Below are 16,390 nucleotides of genomic sequence, written 5' to 3' on the forward strand. Positions count from 1 at the left end.
TTTTATTTGCTTGCTATTTTGCTTTGCCAAGAGGTTGCCGTTTCATTTAAAGTGTTATTCAATTCTTCGATATTAGCTACCCCTTGTGTGCTCAACCATTTACGAGCAGCTTCTTCTCCATCATTTGCAAAAACAGCAACTGAATCTTTCCAAGTAGCTCGGCCACACAATACACCATTGAACCCTGCACCAGAATCTTTAGCAAACACCAAGGTATCTCTAAATAGTTTTGAACTCACTCCTGCACTTAGATAAATGTAAGGTAGTGTTGTTGCCTCATCTTGCGCTTTAAAGTAACCTTTCGCTTCTTCAAGTGTGTACACCGGTTCTTCTTCTGTAAAACCTTCTACGAAGTTCATGTTCACTGGCACTTCCACTTTTAATACGTCTACATCATATCTGTCTTTTGAGAATTCTTTCATTGCTTCTAATACTTTTCTTGGTTTCACTTTTGCATATTCTTTAGATTTAGCATCCTCAATATCTTTGTCATAAGTTAAAATTTCTAAAAAATAAGGGATATCTTCTGCCTTACATTCAGATCCAATCCGTTCAACAAAAGCTTGTTTTTGTTCATTAATCTCAGCTTCTTCATCCGCGTCATAATATAATAGAAATTTTACTGCATCTGCTCCTTCTTCTTTAATTCGTCTAGCAGACCAAATAGGTAATAAATCAGGCAATCTACCAGGTTCTGAAGCATCATACCCTGTTTCTTCATAAGCCAACAATAGGCCGGCAGTAGGCGCTTTCACTTTTGCCGCTGGTAAACCATATTCAGGGTCTAATAAGATAGACGAAGCGTATGGTGTCAACTCTTCAGAAATAGCTTCTTTGAATGTTTCAACCGCCTTTTGAATATCATCTGTTTCTCCTGCTTGAGCGATCATTTTCTTCAATGACCCCCGTTGATCAATAGCTAGCGCGGAAATAAATCCTTCTTTAGTAGATAATTGTTTTAATTTATTTAGTTTACCTTCTGATACGAATTTCATAATATCCTCCTTGTGGCCTTTTGTTAATTTATGTTGTTTTATGTTTCTTTTTGTTTAACTAGATATTATAATGCTTTCACCCACTAGTCAAGGCCTTTTGTAATATTTTTATTTTACTTGTTTATTTTTTTGATTGTTATTGTTGATATTTGTTTATTTTTGATCTACAATATGTTTGTAAATAAATTAAATTTTGGAGGTTATATTATGAAAGTGTATCTTGGTGCTGACAAAGACGGAATGCAATTAAAAGAAGTTATTAAACAATACTTACAAACAAACAAGATTGATTTTGAAGATCTATCAGAAACACCTAGCATCGATTTTGTAGAATCTACTACTAAGGTAGCTCAACAAATTCTAGCGGATGATAATGCCCGCGGTATTTTATTTGATCGATATGGTGCTGGTTCATACATTTCAGCTACAAAAATCAAAGGGATTATTGCCGCCGAAGTTTCTGATGAACGGTCTGCTTATATGACAAGAGAACACAATAATTCAAAAATCATTACATTAGGTGAACAAATTGTGGGGCACGAACTAGCAGAGAACATTGTGGATGCATTTCTATCTGCCGATTATGACGGTGGTCGTCACCAAATCCGTGTAGATATGTTAAACGCTATGTGCTAAGAGAATAGAATCGGAGGTAAAATTATGAAAATTGCAATTGGTTGTGACCATATCGTGACAGATATTAAAATTCGCGTATCAGATTACTTAGTAGAACAAGGTTATGAGGTGGTTGATGTAGGTACCCATAATCACGTGAGGACCCACTACCCTATCTTTGGGCGTAAAGTTGGTGAGGCAGTAACAAATGGTGAAGCTGATCTTGGTGTCGTCATTTGTGGTACTGGTGTTGGGATTTCAAACGCCGTCAACAAAGTGCCAGGCGTTCGTGCAGCTTTGGTAAGAGATATGACAACTGCTCAATACTCTAAGCGAGAATTAAACGCCAACGTTATCGCCTTCGGTGGGATGATTACTGGTGAATTATTAATGGAAGATATCATTTCTGCCTTTATCCAAGAGGAATATCAACCTTCTGAGGAAAATAAAACCCTAATCAACAAAATTACCCACCTTGAATCAAGCAATCATTCAGACAACCCTGACTTATTCACTGAATACCTTGAAAAATGGGACCGTGGCGAATACCACGATTAAGCGGTGATTATATGATTTTGACTGTAACCTTAAACCCTTCCGTTGATATCTCATACACCATCCCCGACCTGCGATTAGACACAACAAATAGAACTGACCAAGTGGGTAAGACAGCTGGTGGCAAAGGGATTAATGTGACTAGGGTCATTCATGATTTAAATAAAGCCGTCACCGCCACTGGTTTTATCGGTGGACATTTAGGTGAAGGCATTGTCTCGGAATTAAATGAAAACGGTATCAAATCAGATTTCTTATCTATCGAAGGTGACACCAGAAATTGTATTGCCATCTTACATGATGGCCAACAAACCGAAGTCTTAGAATCAGGCCCTACCATCACCGATAATGAAAATACGGCCTTCTTAACTCACTTCAAACAAGCTGTTGACTATGCTGATGTCATTACCATTTCTGGGTCTTTACCCAAGGGTTTAGAAGAAGATTACTATGTAAAACTGATTCAATTTACCAATGATTTAGACAAGAAAACCGTGCTCGATACGTCCAAATCTAATCTTTCAAGTGTACTAGAAAGTCCATTTAAACCTACTGTAATCAAACCCAATATCGAGGAATTGTCCGATTTATTAGGTCAAAAAGTGAGTGCAGATCCAGCCGATTTAAAAGCTGTCTTAGCTGATGAATTATTTTCGGGGATTGAGTGGATTGTCGTGTCTTTAGGAGGCGACGGGGCTTTTGCTAAACATAACAACCGCTTTTATAAGGTAAATATACCAACCATTCCTGTTGTAAATCCTGTTGGCTCTGGTGATGCAACAGTTGCAGGGATTGCAGTGGCCTTAGAGGATAATTTAGATGATATTCACCTACTTAAACAAGCCATGACAACTGGTATGCTAAATACTATGGAGAGTATCACGGGCCATATCGATATCAATCATTTTGATGATTTATTTGATCGCGTGACTATAATCGAATATTAATTCATTTTGTGCTCTTTTCAAGTATACTATGTATTTGAGAAGAGCATTATTTCGTTATATTATATATATACGACCTATTTTCTATGACGATGCTATTGAAGCACTGGCTAATAATAATTGAAAAATACCTATAACGAATTACCGGAAATGAGGTGAACTCAACAATGTTAAAAAAGAAAAGACATGAACTAATCTTAGATTTACTTAAACGAAACGGCACCGTATCCGTAACTGATATCGTCGACAAGTTAAATGTATCAGATATGACTGTGCGTCGAGACTTAACAGAACTAGAAGAAAGTGGTTCATTAAGACGGGTTCATGGGGGAGCAATTTCACTAGGCGAATATCCAAAAGAAGAACTATCTCATGATGCTAAGAAAGTCATTAATATCAGCGAGAAAAACCGTATCGCTGAAAAAGCAATTGAGCTAATTAATGACGGTGACATCATCTACATGGGCCCTGGTACCACCATGGAAATCATGGCTCAAAAGATGGAACGGCAAGATTACGAGGTATACACCAACTGCTTACCCGTCTTCAATACCCTGGCTGATAAAGACATCAATGTCTACCTACTAGGGGGTAAAATTAAGAATAATACCCAAGCTTTTAATGGCTATATCACCCTTTCTGTACTGGAAAACCTAAAATTCCACAAGGCCTTCTTTTCTGCCAACGGGGTCACCAATAACAGCATTATGACTGCCACCCTTGAAGAAGGAAAGACGCAGGAACTGGCTCTGAATAATTCAACTGAGAAGTACCTACTGCTAGACGCCTCTAAAGTTGGTAAAGAGGACTTCTTCACTTACTATTCTTTAAACGACGTGACTGCCGTAGTCATTAATAATGATGAAGACCACCGCTATGAACAGATTGTGAAGCATTCAAACATCCTATTAGTTTCTGAATAGGCGTCATTTACCCTTTGAAAAATGACTACCGCTATAAACAAAAGCAAACCCGCAACATCTTCAGACGTTGCGGGTTTGCTTTTTCTTTATTTTGTTGATGAATGCTTATGCTTTTTTCTCTGCATATTCAGCATTACGTTTCTTCATTTCTTTTGCATACCAAACGAATAAGACAAGGTAGATAACAACCGCTAAGGCTGCATACAAGATCATTTCGATATCCCCTTGTGAAGCTTGTCCAACAAAGTAAGCCACAAATTTTTCAATTGGCCCTTCTAAGGTTGAATGTGAAATCAAGGCGTTGGAAGCTACGTCAGCTGGGAAGGCCCCTACTTGCTTGGCTGTTTCTGTAACGAATGGTGCGATTAAGGTACCAGAATATAGGAAGGTTGGTAATAAGACTGTACCAATTACGATCATACGGATAATTCTCCCACGAGTAACAACTAATAAAGCTGGTGTTAGTCCCATGGCGATAATTCCACCAAGTGGTAGTAAACCATTATTCGGTAAAACTAGGGCTTCAATCAACATGATTGGTGCCAATACGTTGGCAACCGCCCAAATTTCAGCACGACCAGCGATAAAGGGCCAGTCTAACCCGATGTTAAAGGTACGATCTGAGAATTTTTTACTGGTAAAGTCTGTTACCCCTTGCGATAAGGGCTCAACGGAGGCAATAAACCATTGACCGATAACTGAAAAGAGTTCCAAACAGACAGCCGCTGTAAACCCTAGGGTCAGCATTTCCTGAATTGAAATACCCGCTAGGATGCCTACGAAGAAGCCTAGGTAAATCCCAATGGCAAACTTAGATCCCCAAAAACCAATTTTACTATTTAATTTTGCGGCATCGAAGTCGTATTTATCTAACCAAGAGAACAACTTGTCATAGATTTTATCTAATAACATGATAATTGGGTTCATCATGTAATTCATATGAGTCGTGGTCATTGGGTTTTCATCCGGAGCATTCAATAAGTCATTAAATGTCGGTTTCATCAAGTCAGAGTTAATGATTTTCAATACCCCAATAAAAACAACTAATAAGGTTGTTACGAATAAGTTGGCGCCCATATACATTGCAAATAATCCAACGATTGATAAATGCCAAATATCAAAGATATCCACATCTAGCGTGTTTGTTTTATTTAAAGCCAGCATAATACCGTTAATAATCAATACAACAAACATAAAGTATAGCGTGTACGGTGAACCCCAAGTAATGGTCGCTAAGGGTGCCCAACCAACGTCAGTCACATTTAAATTCAACCCTGTATTGGCAACAAATTCCCCTAGCGCACTCGAGAAGGCACCTGTTAAAATGTTCATGATCGCACCAACCCCTGTTAAGGCAATCCCTAATTTAATCCCACCTTCAAGCGCTTTGGTAAATTTCACCCGGAATAATAAGGCAATGACGGTCAAAATAATCGTCATTAAAGGCGCTGCCCCTAAATTTATCAAAGGTTGGAGTACTGTATTCGCCAAATCAATAATATAGCTCATCTTCTACCTCCAAATACTTTTCCTAGCATTTATTTAATAATCGATTCAATTTCATCGTAAACTGGTTTGGCCATCGCTGGAATACGGTATAGAATCGGTCCTGCATTGACAACTGGAATCTTGATATCAAAAGAGAAATCCGTATCCGCAATTTCCGCAAAAATATCATACTTGTTTAACATATCTTCAGTAATATCTTTGATCATTACAGCGTCACAAGTCACACTGTACCCGCGTTTTTTCATTTCTTCTTCAATGGCATGTTTAATTTGATGGCTTGAGTTAACCCCTGCCCCACAAGCTGCTAAAATCTTTGTCATCTTATTACCTCCTGAATTTTTTATATTTATTTTTATAATTTGCCTTCGATAATGTCGTAAAGGTCTAACGGTGTTGACGCTTGGAATAAAGCTTGCGCTTCTTCAGTATCTAAAATGTTGATAAAGTCCATAATCTTGGCCAGAATTTGCGACTGTTCCTCTGGATTATTATTCAAAATGATGAATAAGTTAGACACTTCTAGGGATTCTTTAGGGTGAATCATATTGTGAAAAACAACTTTATTGGTTAAGCCAACAGGAATCACCTTGGTCGCATTCACGAATTCTCCTTCAGTGTGCGGAACAGCGATATTACTATAGCTAGGATCAATTACGGACAAATCCAAGCCGGTGGGATAATTTTCTTCACGTTCTAAAATATTTTCAATAAACTTTTCTTTCACGAGTCCTTTCTTCAATAATTTCAAACCAATTTCTTTTAAGACTTCTTCGCTTGTTGTCGCGTGAGAAATAAAGGTATCTTCAATCGACACTAACGATTCTTTAACTTCTGACAATGGTCATCCTCCTCTACTTGTATACTTTACATTTGTTATTATAGCGCTTACATTTTATTTGTCAACATTATTAAACATAAATAAACAATTAGCAACAATTATTCAATTGAAAATATGGCAGCAAAGTCAAAAAGACCCCCATCAGACCAGGATTTCCCCTGTTTTTTGGAGGTCTTGCTTATTTAGAAAATTTCTCAAAAATTAAGCTGTTGCTTTTTGTTTGCTGTTTGCGTATACAGAGGCTACGACTGTTACCGCGAAGTATAGGGCTAATAGTCCCATGAAGACAGCATTTTCACGCAAGAAGTCAAAGGCCATCATGTGTACAAGTGTAGCAGTTGTGCTCACTGCAAGTAAGCCTTTTGTCCATTTGCTGAAGGTAGATTTGCTTTTAGCTGTCATATTGTCAGAAGCAGTTTGTCCAACAAGTGTGGCTACTGCATAAGTCACAACACCAATTACAGCAACGAAACCGGTGATGGCTACGGCTGATCCAGCTAACAAGTTACCTAAACCTGTGAATGATAGGGCGACGTGACCAAGAATGGCCATCGCTAAACCGATAATAGTTGTTGATGCTGCATGTACCTGAGCGTCATATTCTTTGGTCAAGATAGCTTGCAAGGTACTCGCAACCATTAGGGCGAATACCATCAAACCCATAACTAGTCCCATTGAAATGGTTGTTGTGCCAAGTAAGCTGGCTACTAATGTGGCAAATATAGCCATACCTAATATTGGATAAAATCCTTTTTTCATTTTTGTCCTCCTAAAAAATATCTAGCTAGTAACTGTTATAGATTACAAGACGAACGGGTCTTCCATAATACCTGTTAAGCTTGTTGGATCTTGAACGTTGGTATCACGACCTTCGTCTGGTAAATCTTTGGCTGATGCTGGTTGTGCAGGTTCAGTTGGCACATTTAGGTTTTCCGCACCACGTGCATTGGCTTCACGGTTAGCTTGGTCTGAATCTCTTGGTGTAGGTGTTAGATCAACAGTATGCATATCAATACCTAAAGCTTTTGCTACTCCTTCACCATATTTTGGATCTGCTTGATAACAATTGTTGATATGACGGTGCTTAATTTGTAGCGTAGCATCACCCATTGCACGTGCAGTATTTTCAAATAAAACTAACTGTTGTTCAGAAGTCATCCGGTTAAATAAAATACCTGGTTGAGTGTAATAGTCATTATCATCCCCGCGGAAATCGTAATAATCTACATCACCTGCATCCATCGGTGGTTCAGCCATATCTTTATGATCTTTCCAGTTACCATATGAATTTGGCTCAACATGGATTTGTCCACCACCATTTCCATCCATACGACCTTGACCATCACGACTATACGGGTGGAAATCTTTTACACCACGCGGATAGTTCACTGGGATTTGATGATAATTAACACCAATTCTGTAACGTTGTGCATCCGGATATGAGAATAAACGTGCTTGTAGCATTCTATCTGGTGAAACACCGATACCTGGAACTAAAGCTGCAGGGTTAAATGAAGCTTCTTCAACGTCTTGGAAATAGTTTTCAGGGTTTTTATTTAATTCCATTTCCCCTACTTCAACAAACGGGAAGTCTTCTTTTGGCCATACTTTCGTTAAGTCAAACGGATTAAAATCTACTTGTTTAGCTTCTTCTTCAGTCATAATTTGAAAATACAAAGTCCATTTTGGATATTGGCCAAATTCAATCGCGTCAAATAAGTCGCGTTGATGTGACTCTCTATCTTCTGCAATAACTTGGGCTGCCTCTTGGTCAGTTAAGTTTTGAATACCTTGTTGAGAACGGAAGAAGAATTTCACCCATACACGTTCATTATTCGCGTTAATCAAACTATAAGTATGCGAAGAAAAACCATGCATAAATCGATAAGAAGATGGGATACCACGGTCACTCATTGTAATCGTCACTTGATGCAGTGATTCTGGTAGTGATGTCCAAAAGTCCCAATTCGTATTAGAACTACGCATATTTGTTTTTGGATCACGTTTAATTGCGCGGTTCAAATCAATAAAGTGTTTTGGATCTCGCAGGAAAAAGACTGGTGTGTTATTCCCGACCATATCCCAGTTACCTTCTTCTGTGTAGAATTTAAGTGCAAAACCGCGAATATCACGCTCAGCATCCGCACCACCGCGTTCAGCTGCTACCTCAGAAAATCGTGCAAACATTTCTGTCTGTTTACCTACTTCAGAGAAAACCTTCGCTTTAGTATATTTTGTTACATCATTTGTTACCGTAAATGTACCAAATGCACCAGAACCTTTTGCATGCATACGTCTTTCTGGAATAACTTCCCGAGAGAAATTCGCTAGCTTTTCTTGTAGCCAAGTATCTTGTAATACGCTTGGTCCACGACGGCCAGCTGTCATGGTATCATCATTATTAATCACCGGTGCCCCTTCATCAGTATGCATTGCAGGGTTACCAGGGACCACTTGGTTTCGACTTACACTATTTTTTACTAGTCCGTTTTTAGACATTGGATTATTCAAAATAAAACCTCCTATTTTTGTTCCTTTAAGGGTAACACTAGCTAGAAACCCACTCAAAAATTTTGCTTATTTTAAACTAATAAAAACATTTGTCTTATATAATGCCTTGATTAATATGTATTTACCTAACTTATAGATGCACGTTATTATTTTCAAAAAGAACAATCATGTACAAAAAAGCGTTCATATGAACGCTTCTAAAATATTATTATTTATTTCCCTAACATATCGTAGCGTCCTGTATGTAAGTGTCTTATCGTTGCACCACCTGGTAGTGGAGGTAAGCCTAATGAATCTTCTCTAGTAAATGCTTCTTTTAGTCCCTCTGTCCATGAGACATATGCCATATTTTCTGGGCTAATTTCATGGAAAATTTCATTTCCACGTCCTTCTTGAATCTTAAGTCCAAATTGTGGATCTATTAGGGTCCCACGGCCAACAACAACAATATCAGTATAATTTTCTATCGCATCTTTAGCACTTTCTTCGTCAAAGACACCACCCACAGCCAATAATTTGGTTTCATCGTCTAAGACATTTTTGAATAATGCAGCGTAGGATTGGTCAACTCCACTTGGTGTAGATGCATAACCACCCCATAAAGATAAGTGAATATAGTCCAGCTCATTTTTAACGATTTCAGTTACTAAAGCTGTCGCTTCTTTGTAGTCATAGCCTACTTCTGAACCATGAATTTCTTCAGGGGTAAGTCGATAACCAATAATAAAATTACTTGGCGCTTCTTCTGCTACTACTCGTTTCACTTCTTTAACGACTGCTAATGGAAAGGCCATACGTTTTTCAAAACTTCCACCCCATTTGTCAGTACGGTGATTAGACAGTGCTGAGAAGAATTGCTGAATTAAATAATGATTAGCACCATGTATTTCCACTCCATCAAAACCTGCTTTAATCGCTCGCGACGTAGCACGGCCAAAGTCTTGGATAATATCTTCAATTTCTTGTTCGGTTAATGCGCGAATTGGGTAAGACAAGAAATCAAAGTCGATAGCTGAAGGTGCAACAACATCTTGTCCTGAAAGGGCTTGTCCAACAGCCGCTCGACCAGCATGATGAATTTGTAAGATAGCTTTGTTACCATCCTTTTTCATAGTAGTGGCTAATTTAGTTAAACCGTCCAAGTGCGCATCAGAATAAGCGGCTAATTGTTCAGGATATCCTGGATGGTAAGCTGGCCCACCATTTTCACTCACATAATGAAACTCAGATACGATTAAACCACCAGCTTGAGACCGTGCGCCGTAATATTTCAAAGTATCTTCACTTACAAATCCATTGCGTTTACCCGATTGTGATTGCATTGGTGACATGGCAATTTGGTTATTTAATGTGGCTCCGTGGCGTAGTGTTACTTTATCAGTTAGTTTATTCGTCATACTTATAGCTCCTTTTAGCTGTTTAATATCATCCTTGGTCGTTAATCATATCGAATTTATTCGATATGTTAAGTTATAGATATAGGTAACTCGTTTTTTTAGTTCCTATATCTCCTCATCTATAAATTTACTTAATCGGTTTAATGTCGCTTCATTGCGACGATAGTATGTCCACTTACCAATACGGGTAGCAATCAACAAATCCGATTTATTCATCATCGTTAAATAATGCGATGTAGTAGATTGGGTCAACCCAAGCACTCGTTGAATCTCACCTACACAAACCCCGTGCTCAGTCATATCAACATCTGTTTCGTGCACAAAGTAAGCAGTTGGATCTTTCAAATAATGCATAATTAATAAGCGATGTTCATTTGCTAATGCTTTAAATATATCTATCGACGCCAAATGATCACCTTCCTTTTTTTAATATAGACCCTATTATATCGAGTAATTTCGATATGTAAAATAAATCGACTTGAGTAAGCTAACTGATTACATGATAAAAGCCTATGCTACATTTCTGTCAACATAGGCTTTCAACATAATTAATACGCTATATCTCTAAAGTTTGCTTGAACAAACTCAGCTTCCTGACTTTCATCAAATAAGCCATACGCTTCGCCGATAGTCCCATCTTGTGCATTCCACACATAATTATGGGCGTAAACAGCATTAGAAAAGTCACCTGCATCCCAAGCATTCAAGATTTCAATGTAGAATGGATAATGGGCAGAATCGCTAAATGCCTCAGCTTGTTCAAGCATAATAGCAATTCTTTCTGGGGTAATTTCTAAAGCCCCTTGCTTTGAATCAGCCAAAACTTTTTGATGGGTCATATAGTGAATAGCCATCAAGAAAGTACTTTCTTCCGTGATATCTAGATAGATCCAACTATCATATAATTCTCTACCTAATAAAACCTTTGTTTCTGCTTCTGAAGCCAGTGCCTGTTGAATCTCTGACGCCACACTATCATCTGATCCAGAAGACTCCCTCTCTTGTGATTCAGATGAGCTACTCTCCGCCGAACTAGAAGCTGATGATTGCGAACTTGATGATGATGCTACTGAACTGGTTGAAGCAGATAAACTCCCAGTTTCTGCATCACTAACGCTAAAATATACCACTGCAACGATAGCCCCCGCCAATACAAATGATAAGAATATTAATAATACGCTCAATACTTTCTTCAATGAAATATCCTCCCAATTAGATCTTTCAATATTTTTTAATGTTTTTCATCATTTTATCACAGAACGGTCTAATATTTAGTTTTTTAATTTTATAAAGACGATTTTTCTTTCACTTGAGCGCTCTGAGTCAAATTGATAACCGTCTGAGCAAAATTCTTTAATAGCTGCTATATCTTTAATTTGATTTTCCACTAAGAATTGCAGCATTTTTCCTCGTCCTTTTTTCGAAATAGTAGCATGTTTTTTTATGCCATTCGCTTTCGTTGCATCATATTCATAGAATTCAAAGTCAATCCAAGTGTAGCGGTCTTTATCCAGCATAGTTGAAAACTCTTGGCTAGCCAGATTTAAAATGGTCTCCTCTTTTTCAAAAAAATGATTAAACTCACTACCCCACATTTGACGCAGGTTTTGGCCACCAATTTTTAGCGAAGTGTTGAAATCAAGTCTATAAGGTCGGATAGGTTCGAAAGCTTTTAAAGGTCCATACAAGGCAGATAGGATACGCAAGTGTTGGTCTAAATATTCCGCAATCGCGGGATCACCTGTATTTACATCAATTTGGCGAAAGGCTAGACCGTTGTATAGTGATAAGGCTGGGTATGCATCACCCTCATTTAAATGTCGTATATAATCTTTAACTTGTGACACTTGTTGGTCTGAAATTTTGTAAAGCTTCTTTAATTGTTCATCTGACAGCGTTTGTAAGGTTTGGATAATGGCTTTGGTGGTGTCTGTATACATGGGTTGATCTACTGATACTTGATCTAGCTTCATTTCTTTGGCCGGGGAAAAAATAATTTTCATGGTTCACGCGTCCTTACTTTTAAATCTATGTCACCAGTTTAGCTGATTACGCTAGACTTCGCCATATTAAGCTAGCTTATTCTTGGGAATATGGTCAAGTCATAGCCATGTGTTTTGTTTGCAAGCCTTATCCGAATCCCCTATGCTAGAAGTAATAAGCATTTATAATAAGGAAGGATGTTTTTCATGGGAAAATTAGATGGTAAAGTAGCATTAATTTTTGGTGGAACTTCAGGTATTGGCGAGGCAACTGCTATTTTGTACGCTAAGGAAGGCGCACAAGTAGCTATCGTTGGTCGTAACGAAGATAAGGCAAACAAGATTTTACATACAATTGCTGAACTTGGTCCAATAGGTCTTTTTGTGAAAGCCGACTTAAATGAAGGCCAATCCATTAAGGATGCTGTTCAAACAACTTTAGATCACTATGGTAAAATCGATATCCTTTATAATGGTGCGGGTATTTTGGATAATTACGATCCAATTCAAGACACGGATGAAGCGCTATTCGATGATGTCATCCGCTTGAATTTAAAAGCACCCTGGTTAGCTACAAAAGCTGTCGTACCACAAATGATTGAACGTGGTTCAGGTGTGATCATCAATATTGCTTCTCAAGCTACCGGTATGGTCGGTGTAGGTGGTACACCTTATATGTCTAGTAAATATGGTTTAGTCGGGATGACACGCCAATTAGCGCATGAACTAGGCCCTAAAGGCATTAAGGTTAATACCCTATCACCTGGCTTTATTGATACCCCAATGACTGAAACAGTAACGGACAAACGACTAGAAAAATCACCACTAGGTCGACCAGGTCAACCAGATGAAATCGCGAAAACAGCCCTCTTCCTTGCCTCAGATGACTCTGACTATATCCAAGGCATTAATCTAATCCAAGACGGCGGTTGGACATTAGGCGGATACCCAGTAGATTAAAAAGGGTGTAAGCGAGACCGCTAAGCTCAATAACGATGGAAGAATAGTGCCGTATCACACAAAGTGTGATGCAAACTAGGCTGAAATAGAGTAGCTTCTGAATGCTCTAATTCAATTGTAGTGTACAAGAACCATTATTAATTAAACGAATTATACGCATGTAAGCGAGTAAGTGCTGAAGCACCAACTCGCTCATAATCTGAAACGGACTTGAGCTGGTCGAGCGCACCCGACTAAAAAGAGTGTGAGAGTCGACGCTCAGAAAGGAAACGTTGGAAGTTTAGTGCCGTGACACACAGAGTGTGGCGCAAACTTAGCTGACACGCAGTCCTTTCTGGAGACTCGAACCTGACTAAAGAGGATGTGTCAAATGTCGTTTAGACTCGTAACTTCTGACGCATTGAAGCGAGTATATGCTAAAGCACTAACTCGCTCATAAACTGGAAGGATTAGACAGAGTGATTAAAAAATCACATAGCCTAATCCTGAAGTGGTACGAGTCTGACATTTTTAGAGCAGCCCTCGGAACACAGTGACATAGGGATGCCTATGCGTTAGAAGGAGCTCGACTAAAGGGTGTAAGTTGTTTTTGTACCTACTCAATAAAGACCAACAAATCGACGAGGTTTCATCGTTTTGTTGGTCTATTATTTTATTCAATTTCAATCTTTTTAATCACTTTTGCAGGAACGCCACCTACAACCGTGTTGGCTGGGACATCTTTTGTTACAACAGCACCGGCTGCAATAATCGCACCTTCTCCGATTGTTGTACCTGCTAAAATAGTGGCATTAGACCCAATCCACACATTTTTACCAAGGGTAATTTTTCCAGGAATCATTGAACCACGGTCACTCGGGTCTTCTGCATGATTTAAGGTGGCCATGACTACATTATGGCCGATTAAAGCATCGTCCCCGATTTCAATACCTCCTTGGTCTTGGAACTTGCATCCGGCATTGATAAAGACATTTTCACCAATATGAATATTTTTACCAAAGTCTGTATAAAACGGTGGAAACAGTGTAAAACTATCATCGATTTTTTGACCAGTTAAGTCTGACATGAGTTGGCGTAGTTTTGCTGGCTCATGATATTGATTATTGATTTGCATTGTAATCTTTAAAGCTTCCTGACTCATCTGATGCATAATTTGGTGGGCTGGAGAATCAGATTCAATACGGTTGCCCTTTTTCACTTCTTCTAAATATGTTTCTAAATCCATGTCGGTTCGCTCCTTTATATACTTCTTCATTGCTTATTTCTAGTATAAAAGCTAAACTTTTAAATAACAAATGGTTATAGTTTATGGACTGTTATAACAAAAAGTTATAGTAATACTTTAGGAGGATTCAGATGGATGTGCGTACTTTACGATATTTTATAGCTATTGCTAAAGCTGAGAATTTTACTGTGGCAGCTGAAGCCTTGCATGTCACCCAGCCAACTTTATCTAAACAAATGAAAGAGTTGGAAGAAGATTTAGGTAAACAATTGTTAATTCGTGGAAGCCGAAAAGTATCTCTTACTGCAGACGGACAGCTTTTACAAAAACGAGCATCCGAAATCATTGATTTGCTTGACCGTACGGAATCTGAAATACGCAAGCCGGATGGTGTCATCGCTGGTAGTGTCTATATTGGTGGCGGTGAGTCAGCGAGTATGCGCCTAATTGCTCAAGTAGTGAAAGATGTACAAACAAAATATCCTGATATACAATTTCATTTGTATAGTGGGATTGCGGAGGATGTAAAGGAGCGACTTGATAAGGGTTTGTTAGATTTTGGCGTCGTGATTGGGGCAGTGAATACAGATCATTATGATTTTCGTATACTACCCGAAGATGATACATGGGGGCTCTTGGTGCCTAATGACAGTTACTTAGCCAATAAGTCTGTAATTCATCCCGATGATTTGAGGGACCTTCCTTTAATTTGCTCGCACCAATCTTTGAATAATAATGAATTAACCGGTTGGTTTGGCGGTGATTTTTCTAGTCTAAATATTGTTGCTAGTTATAACCTCATTTATAATGCCAGCCTAATGGTTGAAGCAGGAGTCGGCTATGCCCTTTGTTTAGACAATTTAGTGGATACATATACAACAAATAAGCTACATTTCATTCCCCTAGACCCACCAATGTCGTCTCAGCTTAAGTTTATTTGGAAAAAGCAGAACAATTTTTCAACCGCAGCCAAAGCTTTCAAGCAACGATTACAGGATCACTTAAAATCGTCTAAATAAAACCAAAAAAATGCTAGACCTTATACGAATACACAACGCGACACCTAAAGATGCCGACACGACAAATCCTGTTGACAAGTGCACCTCGCGTCATCGTTTGCACTTAGATAGTTAAGATAGCCCAATCACTGTAACCTAAAACAAGAAGCACAGCTCTATTGAAGCGATACTTCTTGCATTAATAGTTAATTATTTACCAGATATCCCAAGGGTAGGCTTCTGGTAGTGGCGACTCAACAGTGAGTGGTGTTTTTTTAACCGGGTGTTCCAAGGTAAGGTTTGTAGCCCACAAAGCAATCTGCTGACCGACTTGACTGTATTGTTGACCATATTTTTGATCTCCCCAAATGGGTGTCCCCATACCTGCCAGCTGAACACGAATTTGGTGGGGACGACCGGTCTGTAATTGCACGCTAACTAGACTGAGACCATCCTTAGAGGCAATCACCGTATAGTCAAGGACGGCCTTTTTCCCCTCTTTGTGGTTTTTTGAAACAATGGATACGATATTCTTCTGGCGATTCTTATACAGATAATCCACTAACCGATTACTAGCTTGCTTGGGTCTGCCATGGACTACGGCATAATAAGTTCGGCCCATATCATTACGTCGTACTAGGTCAGATAATCTTGACGCTGCTTTTGAAGTTTTGGCGAATACCATCGCGCCACCAACCGGGCGGTCTAGACGGTGTACTAAACCTAAGTAGACGTTACCCGGTTTTTGATAGCGATATTTAATGTCCTCTTTGAGATAGGTTAATAAATCCTTATCTCCACTTTGATCTCCTTGAACTGGTATATTTACTGGTTTTTGAACCAACAATAAATGATTATCCTCATATAATATTGGTACATCCATTGCTTCTACTCCTTTACAAACATAATGGTCCCACCATAGCATATCTAACCAACTA

18 protein-coding genes are annotated in these 16,390 nt (G+C 38.7%); 6 read left to right on the plus strand and 12 right to left on the minus strand.

Annotated elements, in window-relative coordinates; translation table 11 throughout:
- Positions 1-2: 2 nt before the first annotated feature.
- Complete coding sequence (gene lacD / locus AWM74_RS02835) at positions 3-995, minus strand: tagatose-bisphosphate aldolase (RefSeq protein WP_026466572.1); 993 nt, start codon at positions 993-995, stop codon at positions 3-5.
- Between the two features lie 207 nt (positions 996-1,202).
- On the opposite strand from lacD, the gene lacA reads away from it, so the two are divergent.
- From lacA to AWM74_RS02855, 4 genes are all read left to right on the plus strand, one after another.
- On the plus strand, positions 1,203-1,631 hold the full coding sequence (lacA, locus tag AWM74_RS02840; protein WP_026466573.1) for a galactose-6-phosphate isomerase subunit LacA: 429 nt from the start codon (positions 1,203-1,205) through the stop codon (positions 1,629-1,631).
- A gap of 24 nt (positions 1,632-1,655) precedes the next feature.
- On the plus strand, positions 1,656-2,168 hold the full coding sequence (gene lacB, locus AWM74_RS02845) for a galactose-6-phosphate isomerase subunit LacB (protein WP_016897234.1): 513 nt from the start codon (positions 1,656-1,658) through the stop codon (positions 2,166-2,168).
- An 11-nt stretch (positions 2,169-2,179) separates the two neighbouring features.
- Positions 2,180-3,112, plus strand: coding sequence for a tagatose-6-phosphate kinase (gene lacC / locus AWM74_RS02850; RefSeq protein WP_026466574.1), 933 nt, complete (start codon positions 2,180-2,182; stop codon positions 3,110-3,112).
- Between the two features lie 164 nt (positions 3,113-3,276).
- The gene (locus AWM74_RS02855; RefSeq protein WP_026466575.1) at positions 3,277-4,032 is read left to right on the plus strand and encodes a DeoR/GlpR family DNA-binding transcription regulator; all 756 of its coding nucleotides are present in this window, start codon (positions 3,277-3,279) and stop codon (positions 4,030-4,032) included.
- A gap of 105 nt (positions 4,033-4,137) precedes the next feature.
- Here AWM74_RS02855 and AWM74_RS02860 read toward each other — a convergent pair whose 3' ends face one another.
- The 9 genes from AWM74_RS02860 to yaaA form a co-directional block, all read right to left on the minus strand.
- On the minus strand, positions 4,138-5,541 hold the full coding sequence (locus tag AWM74_RS02860; RefSeq protein ID WP_026466576.1) for a PTS galactitol transporter subunit IIC: 1,404 nt from the start codon (positions 5,539-5,541) through the stop codon (positions 4,138-4,140).
- A 29-nt stretch (positions 5,542-5,570) separates the two neighbouring features.
- Positions 5,571-5,861: a PTS sugar transporter subunit IIB gene (locus AWM74_RS02865; protein ID WP_016897230.1), complete on the minus strand. Its 291-nt coding sequence runs from the start codon at positions 5,859-5,861 to the stop codon at positions 5,571-5,573.
- A gap of 32 nt (positions 5,862-5,893) precedes the next feature.
- On the minus strand, positions 5,894-6,379 hold the full coding sequence (locus AWM74_RS02870; RefSeq protein WP_026466577.1) for a PTS sugar transporter subunit IIA: 486 nt from the start codon (positions 6,377-6,379) through the stop codon (positions 5,894-5,896).
- Positions 6,380-6,580: 201 nt separating this feature from the next.
- Positions 6,581-7,138: a hypothetical protein gene (locus AWM74_RS02875; RefSeq protein ID WP_026466578.1), complete on the minus strand. Its 558-nt coding sequence runs from the start codon at positions 7,136-7,138 to the stop codon at positions 6,581-6,583.
- A gap of 42 nt (positions 7,139-7,180) precedes the next feature.
- The gene (locus AWM74_RS02880; protein ID WP_026466579.1) at positions 7,181-8,890 is read right to left on the minus strand and encodes a catalase; all 1,710 of its coding nucleotides are present in this window, start codon (positions 8,888-8,890) and stop codon (positions 7,181-7,183) included.
- Positions 8,891-9,102: 212 nt separating this feature from the next.
- Complete coding sequence (locus AWM74_RS02885; protein ID WP_026466580.1) at positions 9,103-10,287, minus strand: NADH-dependent flavin oxidoreductase; 1,185 nt, start codon at positions 10,285-10,287, stop codon at positions 9,103-9,105.
- A 105-nt stretch (positions 10,288-10,392) separates the two neighbouring features.
- Positions 10,393-10,695 (minus strand): ArsR/SmtB family transcription factor, encoded by a 303-nt coding sequence (locus AWM74_RS02890; protein ID WP_026466581.1) that lies wholly within the window; start codon positions 10,693-10,695, stop codon positions 10,393-10,395.
- A 140-nt stretch (positions 10,696-10,835) separates the two neighbouring features.
- The gene (locus AWM74_RS02895) at positions 10,836-11,483 is read right to left on the minus strand and encodes a DUF6241 domain-containing protein (protein ID WP_026466582.1); all 648 of its coding nucleotides are present in this window, start codon (positions 11,481-11,483) and stop codon (positions 10,836-10,838) included.
- 75 nt (positions 11,484-11,558) lie between these two features.
- Complete coding sequence (gene yaaA, locus AWM74_RS02900) at positions 11,559-12,290, minus strand: peroxide stress protein YaaA (protein WP_026466583.1); 732 nt, start codon at positions 12,288-12,290, stop codon at positions 11,559-11,561.
- Between the two features lie 186 nt (positions 12,291-12,476).
- Between yaaA and AWM74_RS02905 the strand changes: the two genes are divergently transcribed.
- The gene (locus AWM74_RS02905) at positions 12,477-13,229 is read left to right on the plus strand and encodes an SDR family NAD(P)-dependent oxidoreductase (RefSeq protein ID WP_026466584.1); all 753 of its coding nucleotides are present in this window, start codon (positions 12,477-12,479) and stop codon (positions 13,227-13,229) included.
- Between the two features lie 652 nt (positions 13,230-13,881).
- On the opposite strand, the gene AWM74_RS02910 is transcribed toward AWM74_RS02905, so the two are convergent.
- On the minus strand, positions 13,882-14,454 hold the full coding sequence (locus AWM74_RS02910; protein ID WP_026466585.1) for a sugar O-acetyltransferase: 573 nt from the start codon (positions 14,452-14,454) through the stop codon (positions 13,882-13,884).
- Positions 14,455-14,585: 131 nt separating this feature from the next.
- Between AWM74_RS02910 and AWM74_RS02915 the strand changes: the two genes are divergently transcribed.
- Complete coding sequence (locus AWM74_RS02915; RefSeq protein WP_026466586.1) at positions 14,586-15,473, plus strand: LysR family transcriptional regulator; 888 nt, start codon at positions 14,586-14,588, stop codon at positions 15,471-15,473.
- 193 nt (positions 15,474-15,666) lie between these two features.
- On the opposite strand, the gene AWM74_RS02920 is transcribed toward AWM74_RS02915, so the two are convergent.
- Positions 15,667-16,335, minus strand: a complete 669-nt coding sequence (locus AWM74_RS02920) for an RluA family pseudouridine synthase (protein WP_026466587.1) — start codon at positions 16,333-16,335, stop codon at positions 15,667-15,669.
- Positions 16,336-16,390: the final 55 nt, after the last annotated feature.

The organism is Aerococcus urinaeequi (assembly GCF_001543205.1).
Classification (GTDB): Bacteria; Bacillota; Bacilli; order Lactobacillales; family Aerococcaceae; genus Aerococcus; species Aerococcus urinaeequi.